Below are 18,599 nucleotides of genomic sequence, written 5' to 3'. Positions count from 1 at the left end.
GTATTTAGTTATAACCCTTCCATGGGATCAATTTACTTTCGAGGAAGCGCATCATCAGATCAAAACAATAGGCAATGATCCCAATCACCACGATGCCAGCAATCACCACGTCGGTCACTAAAAACTCAGATGCGTTCAGCACCATAAAGCCGATACCTCGCTCGGCGGCAACCATTTCTGCAGCCACCAGCGTCGTCCATCCAAAACCAATCGCGATCCGCATACCGGTCATAATATCTGGCAGTGCGCCTTTGGCGATCACTTGCGTCACCACCTGCCAGCGGCTTGCCCCCATTGAATAAGCCACTTGAATTTGTTCGATTCGCACCGAACTCACCCCTGAACGAGCACTCAGAACGATTGGTGCCAACATCGCCAGAAAGATCAGCGTGACTTTACTCGCTTCATCAATCCCCAACCAAATGATCACCAGTGGTAAGTAAGCTAAAGGAGGCAGCGGTCGATAAAACTCAATCAAGGGATCAAACATGCCACGAATCACTCGACTACAGCCAATGGCCACCCCAAGTGGGATCCCAATCAAACTGGCTAACAAAAACGCGCCGAAGATCCGACTTAAGCTCGCCCCTAAATGCTCTGCCAGCGTAGCCCCTGCAAAGCCGTCAATTAACACATCCCATAAGCGCGCTAATACGTCGAAAGGGGAAGGTAAAAACATCGGTTTGATCATGCCAGCTTCGGTGACCAAGGCCCACAAGCCAAGACAGAATAAAGTAGAACACAGCGCGATGAGCTTACTGTCTCCAGCACCAGGGGTGCCAAAGTACTCACCACTCGGGACCGCTTTGCTGGCTCCGATTTGCTGTGTGGTATTTAGTACTTTTTGGGCCAGCGGGGTAAGCTGCTTCTGGTGAGCAGGCACCGCAATATAGTCCGCCGACGGGCGTTCCGACTCAGATTGGTTCAGATGGCTGGCGTCAATGGTATTTGTGGTCATAATTTGTTCCTTAGGCAACGGCTGCTTCATCGCCATGAATAATCGCTAGTACCTGTTCTCGCATGGCAATAAAGGCGGCGCTCGATTTCACCTTGCGGGCATCCCGACAAGCTAAAAATTGTTGATTGAAATCGATTTTAAACTCATGGGTAATTCGCCCGGGACGAGGCGACATCACAATTAAACGCGTCGCCAACAGCAAGGCCTCATCTACGCTATGGGTAATAAAAAACATCATTTTGTTGGTTTCGCGCCATACGTCTAACAACAGTTCTTGCAAAGACTCTCGCGTTAAGGCGTCCAAGGCACCTAAGGGCTCATCGAGTAACAGCATTTCTGGGTTATTGGTCAGCGCTCGGGCGATCCCCACCCGTTGCTGCATCCCGCCGGAAAGCTGATAAACCTTGTGCTGATGAAAATCTTCCAGGCCCACCAATTTTAAATAGCTGGCAGCGCGCTCGCGGCGCTGTTGTTTGTCTACACCTTGCAGTTTTAAGCCAAACTCGGTGTTTTCAATCACATTCAACCACGGCAACAGTGCGTGTTTTTGAAAAACCACACCGCGGTCAGCCCCAGGCCCGACAATTTCATCCCCAATATCCAAACCACAGGCCACCCTGGGATAGCCCTCTATCACACTGTCTCCCAGCGTTAAGTAGCCCTTTGTCGGCGAAATAAAACCAGCGATCAAATTGAGTAAGGTGGTTTTGCCGCACCCCGATGCACCCAGCGCAACCACAAAATCACCTTGCTCAATGTTTAAGTTCACCTCAGATAAGGCGGTAACCGGATCACCGCCTTGGGCTGCAGGATAGACGACCGATACATCGTGAATTTCCAGCGTATTCATTTTAAGCCTCCTGTATCACTCACCTGTTCGACTTACATTTTTGCGGCAGCAGCGGCAAATGAGGGATTCACAAACTTGCTATAGTCTGGCATGAGGTCATTAATTTTCTTTTGCTCTTTCAAAAACTCAGAAGTTGATTTGAGCGACTTACTGGCACCACCCTCGGCACCACAACCTAACCAACTGCAAGAAAGCTGGGTTTTCATGTCTGGAAACTCGTATAGGTCTAATACTTCGGCCACCGTGTTCACATCGCCACCACTGATTTTAGCGATCGATTGTGCGATTGGGTTGGAGGCGTCAAAGCTGGTTTTATGCTCTCGATAATCGGCATCTAAATCTGCAACAACCTTAATCATTTTGCTGACAAAATCAGGGTTTGCCGCGGCGAACTCTTTATTTGCCACGAGGCCGTCGAAGGTCGGTTTTCCCCAAGCGCTTAAAGTTGCAGAAGTAATCAACACCTTACCGCTTTGTTTAATTTTCCCCAGAGCTGGATCCCAAATAAAGGCACCATCAATATCACCTCGCTGCCAAGCTGCGGCAATCGAGTTGGGTTGCATATTAATCAGCCGAACATCTTTCTCGCTTAAGCCAAATTGCTCTAGAGCAAACAAGGCATGGAAGTGAGTCGTAGATACAAATGGCACTGCAATCCGTTTACCTTTTAGATCTGAAGGTGCATTAATTCCCGCTCCATCGCGAACCACTAAGGCTTCCGCATCTGCGATATTTTCTAAAATCCAAATCAGTTCTATATCAACGCCTCGGCTCACGGCACTGGCGATGGGGCTTGAGCCCGCGGATGCAATATCCAAAGCACCCGAAGCCATTGCCGTCATTGCTTTCGCGCCCGAGTCAAAGCGACGCCATTTGATGGTATAGCCAGTCTCTTTTTCCACCAATTTTTCGTTAATCGCGTGTTTCCATGGATTAAACATCCCCTGATAACCAATGGTGACGTCTTTAGCGCTTGCCGTCGATGCCAGCATCAAAGTGGCCAAAGCCGCTATCGCCGTGTTTATCTTTAGCTGTTTCATTGTTAACTCCTTGTTGAACCTGACACGATGCGTGTTGTTTTAAGTTACTGCCTGTAAAAAACCAGCTATAGGGCCAATTTTTTTCAATTGCAGGTCCAAGAAATCACAAACGATAATCCGTCAATTTGGCCAATAAATTGCAGACAATCACCTATAAAGCGCAGAGAACGATAATATCTCTAGCGAGTTTCATAGGATGTATGGCATGAATGACTTGATGATGAACATTGAACTTCGCCCAGGTAGAAGTTTACAACAGCAAATCAGAGAGCGATTAGTCGAGCTAATTCAACATGACTACTTTGGCGCCAAGGCGCTTCCTTCAAGCCGTAAGCTCGCTCAGCTACTCAAGGTATCGCGCAACACCGTAGTCTTGGTGTACGAGAGCATGGTGGATGAAGGTTACTTAATCGCACATGAGCGGAGCGGCTTTTATGTCAACCCCGAATTAGCGCAACAACCCGCTCTCAAATTGGTGCAATCTCGCCCAGCATTGGACCAGACTCAGGTAAATTGGCAACAAAGGCTACGCAGCACCCCAGCATCTTTTAGCACCTTAAATAAAGATAAAAATTGGCTGCGCTACCCCTATCCCTTCATTTATGGACAAATAGAACCAAGCCACTTTCCAATCTATCAATGGCGTGAATGTTCGCGGATCGCGCAAAACCGTAATTGCGTACAAGACTGGGTCGAAGATTACATCGACGTCGACGATAAAGAATTAGTCACCCAAATACGCCAACAGATCTTATCCAAGCGTGGCATTACCGCCAGCAACGAAGAAGTTCTGATCACCCTTGGCACTCAAAACTCACTGTACCTGCTCGCCTCATTATTAGTCACAGAGGACGTTAAGGTGGGGGTCGAGAACCCTGGGTATGCCGATCAACGACATATTTTTAATCAGTGTGGTTCGCGCCCCATCCCATTAACTCTCGATGAACAAGGCCTGCAATTAGGTCCACAACTAAGTCAGTGTGACTATGTCTGTATTACGCCCAGCCATCAATACCCAACAACAGTCACCATGCCGATTGAACGACGTAAGGCGCTTTTAGCACAGGCCAATGCGGACGATTTTGTACTAATTGAAGATGATTATGAGAGTGAAGTAAACTTTAAGGCACAACCTCTACCAGCGCTCAAAAGTATCGACCAACATGGTCGTGTCATCTACATCGGTAGCCTATCTAAATCACTCTCTCCGGGCTTACGGCTTGGCTACCTTGTTGCCAATAAACAACTGGTCGCTGAATTGCGTGCACTGCGCCGGCTGATGTACCGCCACCCGCCCGCCAATAACCAGCGCACCGCCGCGCTATTTATTGGTCAAGGCTATTACGATAGTCATGTGCGCCGGATGCGCCATGTTTATGAACAGAAATGGCAATTTATGTATCAGGGCTTACAACAGCACCTGGGTCAATGCGAACTGCACGCCACCCCAGGCAGTTTCTGCTTTTGGTTGGCATTACCAAGCAATGTCGCAAGTACAGAACTGGTCATCGAAGCAGCAAAACAGGGGATTTTAGTGGAATCTGGCGATAGCCTATTTGCCGAAGAGCATGCGCCCAAAAATTATATTCGTTTAGGATTTTCAGCAATTGAAAACAGCAAGATCGAAACTGGCCTGGCGCAACTCGGCAATGTGCTCAAACAATTACAGCACAGCAAGCTCGCCAAGCACGCTTAGCCAAGCAAGGGGGCTTGCAAAAATCATCCAAAATTCACGTCTCTTTGTTGAGCCCCCACCAACTATCTTTATAGCACCTTTTGTGATTCGGCATTATAGCTGGACAGGTGCTCGTTTTAACAACATCAGGCGTGGGAGCAACAGTCCTGCAATCACAATTAAAATACCTAGTAATTGAAGCTGAGTGACCGCCTGCCCCATCAGGAACGAAGTGAAAACAGCAAATATCGGAACCAGGTTGAAAAACAGCGAGGCATTCGATGCACCGAGATGACGAACCCCATTCAGCCACAGCAAGTACCCGGCAACGGTGCCAAAAACACCAATATATACTAGATCCAGAACACTCAGCAAAGAGCCTTCAAGCACTTCAGTGAGCGGATGAACATTGGGAGTAAGCAAGCACATCAGACCGATCACAGAAGCACCACTCAGCATCCCAAGCAAGGTATATGGAATAACCGGCATCCAACGGCTGATCCCTTGGCTACAGTAGGTATACAGGCTCCAAGCCAGCATCCCTAAAAATATCAGTTTATCGCCATGGTTAATTTTCATTGATACGAGCGTTTCAAGATGCCCATTGGTGACCACCAACAAGACTCCCGATAAGCTAACCAACAAGCTAAGGCATTGCGCAAAAGATGGTAATTTACGTAACACAATACAAGCAATCAGCGAGGTCATTAATGGGCTTAAAGCCATAATCAGTGAGCCATTGGCTGCATTGGTATAAGTTAGTCCAGTAAATAAACCTAAGTTAAGCCCACCGACACCGATTACACTGACCGTAACCACCCATAGCCACTGGTTTAAAGATAGACTCAGTTTCTGCATGTCAGCCCACAGCAAATAAATAAGTAAACACCCTGCTGCAATTACAAACCGCCAAAAAACCAAGCTTAAGGCATGCACTTCATTTAATGCATGTTTACCAATAGGAAAGCAACTCCCCCAAAAAAAGGTACAGAAAACAAGCAACACAACTGCTTTGGTGGTGGAAGAAAAAGTCATGGTCACTCCTAGCGACTTGTCAAAACATAAAACATAGTGTATTGATTTTATTATCTGGATAAAGAAGCAAAATCAAGACGGTAAATTCCATTTATGAAACCTACTTATTCTCTTGACGATTTACGTTGTTTTTGTGCCGTAGCTCAACTTGGCAGCTTCAAACAAGCCGCAAACCACTTAGGGATGCCCCTATCGACCTTAAGCCGAAGAATTAGTCAATTGGAACAAAATCTCCAATTAAGACTATTGAATAGAGATGCACATCGTGTCTCCTTAACTCATACTGGCGAGCAGTATTTTCAACGTTCAAGCTCTTTATTTGAGGAACTGAGTGATATCGATGAAGATCTACATCAAGAAAAGCATCAACCTAAGGGCAAAATTAGAATCACCGCACCCATCAATGCTGGCGCACAATTTTTACAAACCATCTTCTATGATTTCTTATTGCAATACCCTGATATCAAATTAGATTTAAGTTTTTCAAATGCCTTAACGGATATTGAAGCGGCAGCGGTAGACGTGGCTTTTCGGGTCGGTAATCCGGCCCTTGAACATTGGATCATCCGCCCCCTAAAACAGATACACTTTATCTTATGCTGTCATCCAGAGCACCCAAGCTACAACATTACCCAGCCCCAGCAACTATGCGCCCATTCAACGGTGATCTGCCGTCCTATGATTCCTTGGCAACTCGTTCACAAGGCCAGTGGAGAAGAGTTTAATCACCATCCGATTCAATCAGTGCGCCTAGAGGTGAATGAAATATTGCTAATGACAAATGCCGTGAAAGCTGGATTAGGTATTGGTTATATTCCAGATTATTTTGCTTTGCCGATGATTGAACGAGGAGAAATAAAGCAAGTGCTCCCAGAATGGCGCAGCCAAGCCCGTACCCTATCAATGTTATATCGTGACCGAAATAACTTACCACTCCGGGTGAGACTACTCGTAGATTTTGTGTTGCAGCATTTTGATAAGCCCAAGATATCCGAAGCATAAAGTAAAAATACACGCGAGCCCCTGCAGCCAAATAGTCTACTTCGGTAATGTTTAACCTAAGGGAATCGCCCCCTCTGCCAATCTGGATTCAAAACGCCATAGCCCTGGGCTTAACGTCGCACCATTGCCCCACCGAATCCTGGGATGTAAATGTGTAACGCGAAGCGCCCTTGGCAGTGCGAAAGTACGACATCTTCAAGCTTTTTCTCACTCACGATGCGGTCAATGCCTTGGTCCCTTCGGTTCAAGCTTTTGGCTCTATAACGAGCAGAACTAACTTCGTTAAGCTGAGCTTCATCAAATAAGCCCTTTAGCGAGACGAGGGCGACCCTCTGCAGCTCAGCATGAAAACAAGGAATTAACTATGAACAACTGCGTCTTCATTACCGGTGCAACTTCGGGCTTTGGTCTGGCCTGCGCCAAGTTATTTGCTCAGCATGGCTGGCCGCTGATCCTCACCGGACGACGCCTGGAGCGCTTAGCCCAGCTAGCCGATGAGTTGGGCTCGCAATGCCCGGTTCACTACGCCAGCCTGGATGTACGCGACAGCCAGCAAGTGGCCGATTTAGTCGCCGACTTACCAGAAAACTTCAAGCAAGTAAGTGTGCTAATCAACAATGCAGGTTTAGCTCTGGGCACCGACCCAAGCCAACAGGCCAAATTAAGCGACTGGCACACCATGATCGATACCAACGTCACCGGGCTGGTGAATGTGACTCACGCCTTACTGCCAAGCTTAAGCCAGCAACCAGTCGCCTCAGTGATTAACTTGGCCTCGATTGCTGCTAACTGGCCCTATCCCGGCAGCCATGTTTACGGCGCGTCGAAGGCTTTTGTGGCGCAGTTTTCGCGGAATTTACGCTGCGATCTGGTGGGCACCGGCGTGCGAGTCACCAGCCTCGAGCCGGGTCTGTCGGAAAGTGAATTCAGCTTGGTACGGTTTGCTGGCGACCAACAAAAATATGACCAGCTGTATGGCAACAGCAATGCACTGCAACCGCAAGATATCGCCAACATCATTTATTGGATCGTCAGCCAACCCGCCCATATCAACATTAACAGCTTAGAAGTGATGCCTTGCTCGCAGGCCTGGAACAACTTTAATGTGGTGAAACAAAGCGAGTCCTAAGGCTCTACTTACACCGAGCTAATCTTCTGCTTGCTCGGGAACGTCTCGTACGTACCGAGCAGGTACGCCAGCCACCACCGTTCTGGCAGCAACATCTTTATTTACCAGCGCCCCGGCGGCGATCACGGCATCGTCGCCAATGTTCACCCCCGGTAAAATATTCGCTCCCATGCCTACCCATACCCGGTCTCCAATGATGACTGGCAAAGCACGCTCTAATCCCGCTAAGCGTTGTTGGCTATTTAAGGGATGTGTCGCCGTAGAGATATGTACTGCTGGGGCAAACATCACGTCATCACCGATGGTTACCGGAGCGCCATCGAGGATCACACAACCATGATTCGCGTAGAAATTCTTTCCGGTAGTAATGTTATAACCATAATCACAAAAAAATGTGGGCTCAATCCATGGGTCAAGGCTGTTTGGCAGCAGTTCTGCCAGCACTTCCGACCGCAGGTCTTCTTCTGGATGCAGTAGATTTAACTCGTAACATAAAGACTTCGCCTCGTGTCGCTCCTCAACCAATTCGCCATCAAAGGCCAAATACAGCTTACCAGCTAACATCTTTTCTTTTTCGGTCATGGCATATCCTTAAATACAATACAGATATGTCTCACATTAGCATGTTTATCAGCGATGCCCAAAACCGTCACTGATTGCCCCAGCAGCCACCCCTCCCACTAAAAAATGAATTAATACCAAGAAAAATCGACTTAATTTTATGCTGTAAATGCAATATAAATAACCAGTAAAAAACAACAAATTGGAATATAGAACTGATGAATCACACTTAATTAGCAAATCAAACTACAATTCGTTTATTTATCCAACAGCCAGCGGAACTTTGCGGAAGAAAAGCAAGCTTGAATCATATTTTATCCTGTGATACTTGTAGCCTATTGTTCGAGGAAAATTATTAAATATGTCTTTTTCAGTTGCTCTAGTCATTAGCGTCGTCCTTGTGGTGATTATTTTATCACCGCGCGGGGATGCGCTGTTGTAACTGAAATAAGCAAACAACACCAAACCCCCGCGCTGCAAAGCTCGGGGGTTTTTTGTTAACGGCGGAAAGGAAATGGGAATGAATGGTGCTCAACAAATTGTAGCGGCTCTAAAAGAACAGGGCGTAGAACAAGTCTTTGGTTATCCGGGGGGCGCAATTATGCCGCTCTACGATGCGCTCTACGACGGAGGCATTAAACATATGCTGACCCGCCATGAGCAGGGCGCAGCAATGGCGGCGGTGGGCTACGCCAGAGCGGGCGCTAACCGCGGCATCAAAGTCGGGGTATGTATAGCCACTTCTGGCCCCGGCGCAACCAACCTGGTCACCGGCCTTGCCGAAGCTCAGCTCGATTCAATTCCGCTGGTGGCCATTACTGGACAGGTTGCCCAGCCAGTGATCGGCACCGACGCCTTTCAAGAGGTCGACGTTTTAGGCATGTCCCTGGCCGTGACCAAACATAGCTTCATGGTTACCGACATCAGCGAGCTCAAACGCACCATTGAACAAGCTTTTGTCATCGCCACCAGTGGTCGCCCGGGTCCGGTGTTAATCGATGTGCCTAAAGACATTCAGTTAGCCGAAATTGAAGAGAGCCTGCCCTACCTCGCCCCAGCCCTGCAGACCAATCCTCCAGAAACGGATGCACTTAAGCAGGCGAAACGCCTACTCAGTCAAGCCAAACAGCCCATCGTCTATGTCGGCGGCGGCGTCGGCATGGCGAACGCGGTTAGCGAATTACGCGCGTTTTTAGATTACACTCAGATCCCGAGTGTCAGCACCCTCAAAGGCATTGGAGCCATCACCGAGCAGCAAGCTTGTTACCTCGGCATGTTAGGCATGCACGGCACCAAAGCCGCCAACCTCAGCGTTCAGGAAGGCGATGTCTTATTAGTCATTGGGGCTCGCTTCGACGATCGGGTCACTGGTAAACTCGATGAATTTGCCCCTCACGCCAAAGTGATCCACCTCGATATTGATGCTAGTGAGTTTGGTAAACGCCGAGAACCCGATGTAGCCTTAAGCAGCGACTTAAAACTCACCTTGCCGGCACTGCACTGCTTGTGTGATATTCAGCCATGGCGCGAGCTTGTCACCCAACGTAAACATGATTTTGCCTGGCGCTATGACCATCCGGGCGAGCATATCTTCGCGCCCAGCATGCTGCATCAACTCAGCCAAATGATCGACCAAGACACCGTGGTTGCCTGCGATGTGGGTCAGCACCAGATGTGGGTCGCCCAGCACATGCAATTTAACGGCCCCGAAAACCACCTGTCTAGCGCCGGTTTGGGGACCATGGGCTTTGGCCTGCCAGCAGCCATTGGCGCTCAGTTTGCCCGCCCCAACGATACCGTAATTAATGTCTCCGGTGATGGTTCGTTCATGATGAACGTACAAGAGCTGACCACCATTAAACGTGCTCAGTTACCGGTCAAGATGCTGCTTATCGACAACAATCGTTTGGGTATGGTACGCCAGTGGCAAAACTTGTTTTTTAATGGTCGCTTCAGTGAAACCATCCTCGATGACAACCCTGATTTTGTAAAATTGGCTTCCGCCTTCGATATTCCCGGTGAAACCATTTGCAATAAAATAGAGATCCCAGCTGCCTTAGATAGAATGCTCAACAGTCAAGGGCCCTACCTACTGCACGTTTTAATCGATGCCGAAGAGAATGTATGGCCGCTAGTACCACCTGGGGTCGCCAACGACAAAATGATGGAGGAATGCTAATGGAACATGCACTCACAATCGAAACCCGTAACCAAGCCGATGTACTGGAACGTGTATTACGGGTGACACGTCACCGCGGTTTTTTAGTACAATCGATGAATATTGAACTCAACGCGAAAATTTACTCAATTGAACTCACAGTAAGCAGTGAGCGTCCGGTCGCTCAGCTGTATAATCAATTGATTAAATTATTCGACGTTGAGCAAGTCACCATACAACAATTACAGGTGATGCCCGCTGCCAAAGTGGTCATGGCCTAAACCCAAATATGCAAACGCAAACCAGATTAACGGAGTAAACAGCAATGCCTAAACTGCGAAGTGCCACCACAACCGAAGGCCGTAACATGGCCGGAGCCCGTGCCCTATGGCGTGCAACGGGAACCAAAGAAGAAGATTTCGGTAAGCCGATTATCGCAGTGGTGAATTCATTCACCCAGTTTGTCCCGGGTCACGTTCACCTAAAAGATCTTGGTCAAATGGTGGCTGGCGCAATTGAAGAAGCAGGCGGCGTTGCCAAAGAGTTTAATACCATCGCGGTGGATGATGGCATCGCCATGGGCCACGGCGGCATGTTATACAGCTTACCCTCGCGCGATCTGATTGCTGACTCGGTTGAATACATGGTGAATGCGCATTGCGCCGATGCCATGGTCTGTATTTCTAACTGTGACAAAATCACACCGGGGATGTTAATGGCCGCAATGCGGATCAACATTCCGGTGATTTTTGTCTCGGGCGGACCAATGGAAGCCGGTAAAACCAAACTGAGCGACCAAATCATTAAACTCGATTTGGTGGACGCCATGGTGATGGGTGCCGACAAAAATGTTTCCGATAGTGACAGCGAAGCAGTGGAACGCAGCGCCTGCCCTACCTGTGGTTCTTGTTCTGGCATGTTCACCGCAAACTCGATGAACTGCCTGGCGGAAGCACTCGGTTTAGCCCAGCCGGGCAACGGCTCAATGCTTGCCACCCACGCCGATCGCAAGCAACTGTTCTTAAATGCCGGTAAACGCATCGTTGACTTGTGCACTCGCTACTACCAACAAGATGATGCCAGCGTATTACCCCGTTCTATTGCAACCTTCGAGTCCTTCGAAAATGCCATGACCCTTGATGTGGCCATGGGTGGTTCCACCAATACTGTATTGCACCTGCTCGCGATTGCTCAGGAAGCTGGCGTGGATTACACCATGCAGCACATGGACGAATTGTCCCGTAAAGTACCTCAACTGTGTAAAGTGGCTCCCTCAACCAATAAATACCATATGGAAGACGTGCATCGCGCCGGCGGTATTATGGGCATCCTCGGTGAACTGGATCGCGCCGGTCTCATTCACCGTGAGGTGCCCAACATCATGGGCGAAACCCTCGCTGAAACGCTGGCTAAATGGGATGTAATGCAAACTCAGGATCAGGCCGTGAAAGATTTTTATCGCGCGGGTCCTGCAGGTATTCGCACCACCCAAGCCTTTAGCCAGGATTGCCGCTGGGATGAACTCGATACCGACCGTGCCGAAGGCTGTATTCGTAGCTTGGAGAATGCCTTCAGCCTGGAAGGTGGCCTGGCAGTCTTAAAAGGAAACGTTGCCCTGGACGGCTGTATTGTGAAAACTGCTGGCGTCGATGACGACAACTTGGTATTCCGCGGCCCGGCTTGTATTTTTGAAAGCCAGGATGATGCAGTTGCCGGGATCTTGGATGGTACGGTCAAAGCGGGTGACGTGGTGTTAATTCGCTACGAAGGCCCAAAAGGTGGCCCCGGCATGCAAGAAATGCTTTACCCAACCTCTTACCTTAAATCCATGGGCTTAGGTAAAAAATGTGCCCTGCTAACCGACGGTCGCTTCTCTGGTGGTACCTCGGGTCTGTCAATTGGCCACATTTCGCCAGAAGCCGCCAGTGGTGGCGTGGTTGGTTTAGTTGAACAGGGTGATATCATCGATATCAACATTCCTGAGCGCAGCATTGTACTGGAAGTGAGCGAAGAGCAATTGGCCACACGCCGCGCCGCAATGCAAGCCAAAGGCAGTGACGCCTGGCGCCCAGTGGGACGGGAGCGTGAAGTGAGCACTTCACTGAAGATGTACGCTCACTTCGCCACCAGCGCCGACAAGGGTGCAGTACGCGATAAGAGCAAACTCGGCTAAGCCCTTTCTCGATATCATATTCAGCCCGGTTCGCCGGGCTAATTTAATGCAAGTTGTAGGTTACACCATGTCTCAAACCTTACCCAGTGCCAACGATTACCTTCGCCGGATCTTACTCTCCCCAGTTTATGAAATCGCTCAGGTAACGCCCTTACAAGAACTCCCCAAATTATCCAAGCGACTGGGCAACCAAATTCTGTTGAAACGCGAAGACCGCCAATCGGTGCACTCTTTTAAGTTACGCGGCGCCTACAATAAAATCGCCCAATTAAGCGAGGCTCAGCGCCAGCGCGGGGTGATTGCCGCCTCGGCCGGTAACCATGCTCAGGGCGTAGCAATGTCGGCGCAACGGCTCAATATTAATGCGATCATCGTGATGCCCACCACCACCCCAGAAATCAAAATAGACTCGGTGCGCGCCATGGGTGCCGATGTACGTTTGATCGGGGACAGTTTCGACGAAGCCAGCCACTACAGTAAACAGCTCGCCGCGGAACGCGGCTATACCCTGATCCCGCCCTTCGATGATGTGGATGTAATCGCCGGACAAGGCACTATTGGCAAAGAGCTACTGGAACAAGACATGCACCTCAACGCGATATTTGTGCCAGTAGGCGGCGGCGGCATCGCCGCGGGGGTGGCGGTATATATCAAACAGCTGATGCCACAGATCAAGATTATTGGGGTAGAAGCGCAAGACTCGGCCTGTTTAAGCGCCGCACTGGCCGCAGGCAAACCGACCCCGCTGGAACGCGTGGGACTATTTGCCGATGGGGTCGCGGTCAAGCTGATTGGCACAGAAACCTTCCGGCTCTGCCAGCGCTATCTGGATGAAGTGATCACCGTCAATTCCGATGAAATTTGTGCGGCAGTCAAAGACATCTTTGAAGATACCCGGGCCATTTCAGAACCTTCCGGCGCACTGGCGCTGGCGGGTTTAAAAGCCTATGCCCAGCAACACAATTTACAAGGCCAGCGCTTGGCGACGATTTTATCTGGGGCAAACGTTAATTTTCATAACCTGCGTTATGTCTCGGAGCGCACCGAGCTGGGTGAGAAAAAAGAAGCGGTAATGGCGGTGAATATTCCCGAACGCCAGGGCGCTTACCTCGAGTTTGTGGAGCACCTCGGGGGCCGAGCTATTACCGAATTTAACTACCGCTATGCCAATGAGCAACAAGCCAGCATTTTTGTTGGTATTCGGGTTAGTAATAGCGAACAGGAATTGCCGGCACTGCTCGATAGCCTGAGTGCCAGCGGCTATGCGGTGACCAATCTCAGCGACGATGAACTTGCTAAACAGCATGTGCGTTATATGGTGGGAGGCAAACCCGGCAAGGTATTAAACGAGCGGCTATTTAGCTTTGAGTTTCCCGAACAACCCGGTGCCTTGCTCAAGTTTTTACAAACGCTGGGCAACCATTGGAACATTACCCTGTTCCACTACCGTAATCACGGCTCCGCTTACGGACGGGTATTGGCCGGCTTCGAATTACAAGACCGCGATACCGCAGCCTTTACCCAGCATCTGGCACAACTCGGTTTTGACTACAAAGATGAAACCGACAATGCCGCCTATCAATTCTTTTTAGCGCAAAACTAGAGGTTAGAGTCGTGAGCCACTGCCTTAGCACAGTGGCCTGGCAAAGCGCTCACCCTGCAAGCGACTTTGAGCGCGGAATTTGTTGAGTAATGCAGTGAATATTACCGCCGCCCAACACTATTTCGCGGGCCTCGACGCCAATCAGCTGATGTTCAGGGAAGGCCTGTTGCAATACATCCCGAGCCTGCTGATCGGTGCGTTCATCCAACAGCGGAAAGATCACCTGACCATTACTAATCAGAAAGTTTGCATAAGACGCCCCCAAGCGCTCTCCCGCCTGACGTTTCATCCCGGCACTTGGCTCGATCCCTTCAGCTTCTTGCTCACTCATATAAAGGGGACCGGGCATCGGCAGCTGATGTACCTTAATCGCTCGTCCCTTGGCATCGCTTTGGCTGCTTAAAACCTGATAGGCCTTCTTGCTGATGGCATATTGCGGGTCACTGGGGTCATCACAGCAGGTAAGCACCACTTCTCCCGGCTTAACCACATGCATAATGTTATCCACATGGCCATTCGTCTCATCGTCATATAAACCTTGTGGCAGCCAAATCACCTTGTCAATCCCAAGATAATTCTGTAAGTGAGTTTCGATTTGTCGCTTAGACAATCCCGGATTACGGCTGGGATGAAGTAGGCACTCTTCGGTCGTATATAAGGTGCCCTCGCCATCACTGTGGATCGAACCACCTTCCAAAATAAAAGGTGCGCAATAGATATCATCCTCAGTGAGGTTCAACATTTTCTCAGCCACAGCATTGTCGAGATCCCAAGGGAAGTACAGCCCATCGACTAAGCCGCCCCAAGCATTAAATTGCCAACTCACTCCGCGACGCTGCTGCGCTTGATTGAGTAAATAGGTTGCCCCCATGTCACGCATCCAGCAATCGTTATAAGACATTTCAACCACTTTAATCTGCGCTGGTAGTTGCATTCTCGCATTGGCATATTGGGCATGATTCACCAACATCACCACTGGCGTTCGCCGGGCGATAGCGCTGGCCACCGCAACAAAAGCTTGCTGCGCATACTTTGCGCCCATCCGCCAATTGTCTGGTCGCATCGGCCATGACATCCACACCTCACTATGTGGCTGGTGTTCACCGGGCATGCTAAAACCATCTTCCGCTGGCAGCGTTTTTCGCTGTTGACTCATATATAGCTCCCTCATTGTTTGGCTTGCCATCTCCCCACAGATTGACCAACAGCCAAGCAAGGGAGCATCACCATTTAAAATTATTTCTTTAAGCGACCATCAAGGGTAAGTAGATGTGGATACTGCTCGGGACGACGATCTCTAAACAAGCCCCAGGCGCTGCGCTGAAATGCAATAGCATCCAGATCAAACTGATGCACCAACACCGTTTCAGTTTCACGATCGGCCTTAACGACAATTTCGCCAGTCTCGTCGGCAATAAACGAAGAGCCATAGAAAGTCAGTGCTAAATCGCGTGATGTCGCTTGCTCGCGACCAATTCGATTCGATGCAATCACCGGAACTTGGTTGGCCGCAGCGTGGCCCTGCATCACCCGTTGCCAATGGCTTTGCGAATCCATCTCTGGTTGGCTGGGTTCACTGCCAATTGCGGTAGGAAATAAGAGTAATTCAGCCCCTTGCAGCGCTAAACTTCTCGCGGTTTCTGGAAACCACTGATCCCAGCAAATCCCCACCCCGATTTTTGCGTAGCGAGTGTGCCAGACCTTAAAGCCTGTATCTCCCGGGCTAAAATAGTACTTTTCCAAATATCCATCACTGTCTGGAATATGGGTTTTGCGATAAATACCAAGCAAACTGCCGTCGGCATCGATCATGGCCACCGAGTTAAAACGCACGTTGCCGGCGCTTTCAAACCAACTAAAAGGCAATACCACCTGTAACTCTTTAGCGAGCGCGGTTAAACGCTGAAAGGCCAGATTATCTTCAAGCTCGGAGGCCAGACCCAAATGTGATTCTTGGATCTCGATACAAAAATAAGGGGTTTCAAACAGCTCTTGTAACAAGATAATTTGTGCGCCCTGCGCGGCGGCCTGGCGAACTAAACGCTCGGCTTTATCCATATTATCGTTCACTTGCCAGGAACAAGACATTTGTGTTGCGGCGACGCTTACCTTTCTCATCAACTATCCAACCTCAGTGCTTAAAACAGAGACACATTGTCTACTTGATTTGGTTATAATAAAAATGCATTTTTTTCATTTCTATATGAGAGAGTTCGATAACGATGGATATCGACATTAATCAACTTCGCCTATTGGTGGTACTACACCGAGAACGTAACTTATCCAAAGCCGCCCAGAAACTGTATATGAGCCAATCGGCCGCCAGTCACGTGCTGGCAAAATTACGTAAGCGCTTTAACAACCCACTGTTTATTAAAACCCAAAGCGGCATGGAGCCCACCCCACTCGCCTTATCACTGATGCCCAATATCCAAAAAGGCTTGAGGGCGATTGATACGGCCTTCGATCAAATGAAGCCATTTGATCCGCAACGGGATGCCAAAACTTTTTATATCAGCGCCATTGATTACTTCGAATTTTTTGCGCTACCACGACTCACTCAAATGCTGGAGAGCAATGCACCGAACATCCGGATCGCGATTGATATTCTTTCGGAAAACACCCAGATGGAACGCATTGAGCAGGGCCGTATCGATCTCATCTTAGGCGTCGACGAGCTGCAAGATATGCCGCGTTATTATCGCCGTTATCCCTGGCTGAGCGACCCCTATGTTGGCTTGGTGGCGCAGCAGAGTCGCTTCCCCGAACAGTTCAATCTAAAGACTTTTGTGCAAACACCTCAGGTTCACCTGCCCTTAATCAATTCCGGTGCCGATCCCATCGACCGTTGGTTACTCAAACAACATCAGGCTCGTCAGATTGCCACCACCATCCAAAGTTACGCCGCCGGCGCCAAGGTGATTGCCAACACCCATTACCTAATGTGTGTGCCGTTGCAAATCGCCCAGGAGCTTGCCACAATGCTGCCAGTTCGAATCGTGCAACTGCCCGCCGACCTACCCAATTTATCGCTGAGCATCTTCACTCACCAACTGTATGACAGCCAAGACAGCCTGCAATGGTTAATCAAACAAATCCAAAAGTGCGCCGAATAACAGGACTCATCCCCTGGTTTGTCCATCGCTTAAGGCTTAAAAAGCGGTCATTGCAGACTGTGTTCATGGCATTCCTTGTTGTCACCAGCCATCGCATCCTTCGTTTATGACTCGATTATCAAGTTGTGTTCTATGGTGCTGAAATTGCTAAAAAGGAGTGATATGGTGTTGAACAATCAATGGGACAAAGGGGTGAGATTATCTTGTTCTAACAAGCTTAATTTTCCTTATGAGAAGTTGTTAGTATATAAGTAAACGAAACTTGCTTCATAAATAGAGAATTTAATATGTGGGATCAAATATACGATACAGAAGAATATGTTTATGGGAAATTGCCGAATGACTTTCTTAAAAGTCATTACGATGCAATCCCCGAAGGAAAAGTGTTATTACTTGCTGAAGGTGAAGGAAGAAATGCGGTTTTTCTTGCCAAATTAGGGTATTCGGTAACAGCGGTAGACATATCTAATGTGGCCATCCAAAAATTAGAAAGGCTAGCTAAAGAAAATAACGTAGTGATTGAAACTATTTGTGCCGATTTAGCAACATTTGATCTTGGAGAAAGTAAATGGGACGGTATTGTCTCTATATACTGTCACCTACCACCAACACTCAGGCAAGATTTATATAGTCGAATTGAATTAGCAATTAAACCTTCTGGTGTTTTTTTGCTAGAGGGTTATAGACCTGAGCAGCTAGTATATAAAACGGGGGGGCCTCCTGTAGCTTCAATGATGATTTCAAAAGAAACGTTAATAAAAGAATTACCTAAGTTTTCATTTCGCCACCTTGAAGCTCTTGATCGAGTGGTAAATGAGGGGATTAATCACCATGGGATTGGGGCTGTAATTCAAGCAATTGGCTCACTAAAATAGCCCTATATTCGGCTCAAAACTAGGGTGTAGTTGCTCAGAGCTGAGCTGAGCTGAGCTGACAGTTTCCCAATTTCTAGGGTGTTTTGGCAGCTTAGATTTGAGCTAAATCCTTTTCCGCCCAAATCGATTCACTCGTCCAAATATTATTTGCCGTTATTATTAAGCGCCACCTGAGTGACCCAGCCAATACTCGCTGAAGCGATTCGACACATCAGTAATGAAGAATCTATTTCTGCAATATTCTGATAGTAAGCATATTAAAATATGATCTTTTATTTGGGCCCATTAAATTTGTAGGGTTTATCTGTATTGCATTAGACAATGGCGTATTCGCGTCGCTGAGCCAATATGGACATGCTTCGAAGTAATTTATAATATTCACTTTTAATCATTCCCAAAGTCACTCTTATACTTAATTAATCGA

The 18,599-nt window shown here is 48.6% G+C and carries 16 protein-coding genes; 9 read left to right on the top strand and 7 right to left on the bottom strand.

The features are described from left to right. Nucleotides 1–4: 4 nt before the first annotated feature. The 3 genes from ACRRS1_RS01930 to tauA are packed head-to-tail and all read right to left on the bottom strand — an operon-like array spanning nt 5 to nt 2,848. Nucleotides 5–958, bottom strand: coding sequence for an ABC transporter permease subunit (locus ACRRS1_RS01930; protein ID WP_432468516.1), 954 nt, complete (start codon nt 956–958; stop codon nt 5–7). Between the two features lie 10 nt (nt 959–968). Beyond that, nucleotides 969–1,808 carry a taurine ABC transporter ATP-binding protein gene (locus ACRRS1_RS01925; RefSeq protein ID WP_432460737.1) on the bottom strand — a complete coding sequence of 280 codons (840 nt, stop codon included), beginning with the start codon at nt 1,806–1,808 and terminating at the stop codon, nt 969–971. 32 nt (nt 1,809–1,840) lie between these two features. Continuing rightward, complete coding sequence (tauA, locus tag ACRRS1_RS01920; RefSeq protein WP_432468517.1) at nt 1,841–2,848, bottom strand: taurine ABC transporter substrate-binding protein; 1,008 nt, start codon at nt 2,846–2,848, stop codon at nt 1,841–1,843. A gap of 205 nt (nt 2,849–3,053) precedes the next feature. Here tauA and ACRRS1_RS01915 point away from each other — a divergent pair, with 205 nt between their 5' ends. Then, on the top strand, nt 3,054–4,544 hold the full coding sequence (locus ACRRS1_RS01915) for a PLP-dependent aminotransferase family protein (protein WP_432460735.1): 1,491 nt from the start codon (nt 3,054–3,056) through the stop codon (nt 4,542–4,544). Nucleotides 4,545–4,637: 93 nt separating this feature from the next. Here the strand turns inward: ACRRS1_RS01915 and ACRRS1_RS01910 are convergent, their stop codons facing one another. Beyond that, entirely contained in the window at nt 4,638–5,558 is a 921-nt protein-coding gene (locus ACRRS1_RS01910; protein ID WP_432468518.1) for a DMT family transporter, read from the bottom strand. A gap of 93 nt (nt 5,559–5,651) precedes the next feature. Between ACRRS1_RS01910 and ACRRS1_RS01905 the strand changes: the two genes are divergently transcribed. Then, nucleotides 5,652–6,560, top strand: a complete 909-nt coding sequence (locus tag ACRRS1_RS01905; protein ID WP_432468519.1) for a LysR family transcriptional regulator — start codon at nt 5,652–5,654, stop codon at nt 6,558–6,560. Nucleotides 6,561–6,924: 364 nt separating this feature from the next. After that, complete coding sequence (locus ACRRS1_RS01900; protein ID WP_432468520.1) at nt 6,925–7,689, top strand: SDR family oxidoreductase; 765 nt, start codon at nt 6,925–6,927, stop codon at nt 7,687–7,689. 18 nt (nt 7,690–7,707) lie between these two features. On the opposite strand, the gene ACRRS1_RS01895 is transcribed toward ACRRS1_RS01900, so the two are convergent. Beyond that, the gene (locus ACRRS1_RS01895) at nt 7,708–8,271 is read right to left on the bottom strand and encodes a sugar O-acetyltransferase (protein ID WP_432460733.1); all 564 of its coding nucleotides are present in this window, start codon (nt 8,269–8,271) and stop codon (nt 7,708–7,710) included. A 499-nt stretch (nt 8,272–8,770) separates the two neighbouring features. On the opposite strand from ACRRS1_RS01895, the gene ilvG reads away from it, so the two are divergent. The 4 genes from ilvG (at nt 8,771) to ilvA (ending at nt 14,184) form a co-directional block, all read left to right on the top strand. Beyond that, entirely contained in the window at nt 8,771–10,429 is a 1,659-nt protein-coding gene (gene ilvG / locus ACRRS1_RS01890) for an acetolactate synthase 2 catalytic subunit (RefSeq protein ID WP_432468521.1), read from the top strand. Beyond that, nucleotides 10,429–10,689: an acetolactate synthase 2 small subunit gene (gene ilvM, locus ACRRS1_RS01885; RefSeq protein ID WP_432454872.1), complete on the top strand. Its 261-nt coding sequence runs from the start codon at nt 10,429–10,431 to the stop codon at nt 10,687–10,689. Before ilvG ends, ilvM begins: the two co-directional genes overlap by 1 nt. Before the next feature lie 44 nt (nt 10,690–10,733). Then, nucleotides 10,734–12,581: a dihydroxy-acid dehydratase gene (gene ilvD / locus ACRRS1_RS01880; protein ID WP_432460731.1), complete on the top strand. Its 1,848-nt coding sequence runs from the start codon at nt 10,734–10,736 to the stop codon at nt 12,579–12,581. A 67-nt stretch (nt 12,582–12,648) separates the two neighbouring features. Further along, the gene (ilvA, locus tag ACRRS1_RS01875; protein WP_432468522.1) at nt 12,649–14,184 is read left to right on the top strand and encodes a threonine ammonia-lyase, biosynthetic; all 1,536 of its coding nucleotides are present in this window, start codon (nt 12,649–12,651) and stop codon (nt 14,182–14,184) included. A 49-nt stretch (nt 14,185–14,233) separates the two neighbouring features. Here ilvA and aguA read toward each other — a convergent pair whose 3' ends face one another. Next, entirely contained in the window at nt 14,234–15,340 is a 1,107-nt protein-coding gene (aguA, locus tag ACRRS1_RS01870; RefSeq protein ID WP_432460729.1) for an agmatine deiminase, read from the bottom strand. Nucleotides 15,341–15,420: 80 nt separating this feature from the next. Next, complete coding sequence (aguB, locus tag ACRRS1_RS01865) at nt 15,421–16,302, bottom strand: N-carbamoylputrescine amidase (protein ID WP_432468523.1); 882 nt, start codon at nt 16,300–16,302, stop codon at nt 15,421–15,423. A gap of 104 nt (nt 16,303–16,406) precedes the next feature. On the opposite strand from aguB, the gene ACRRS1_RS01860 reads away from it, so the two are divergent. Next, a complete protein-coding gene (locus tag ACRRS1_RS01860; RefSeq protein ID WP_432460727.1) occupies nt 16,407–17,300 on the top strand; it encodes a LysR family transcriptional regulator in 894 nt (297 codons plus the stop codon). Between the two features lie 287 nt (nt 17,301–17,587). Continuing rightward, the gene (locus tag ACRRS1_RS01855) at nt 17,588–18,175 is read left to right on the top strand and encodes a class I SAM-dependent methyltransferase (protein WP_432468524.1); all 588 of its coding nucleotides are present in this window, start codon (nt 17,588–17,590) and stop codon (nt 18,173–18,175) included. The last annotated feature ends 424 nt before the right edge of the window (nt 18,176–18,599 follow it).

This window comes from Agarivorans sp. Z349TD_8 (assembly GCF_050870825.2).
Lineage (GTDB): Bacteria > Pseudomonadota > Gammaproteobacteria > Enterobacterales > Celerinatantimonadaceae > Agarivorans.
This window is presented reverse-complemented; position numbering and strand designations above follow the sequence as displayed.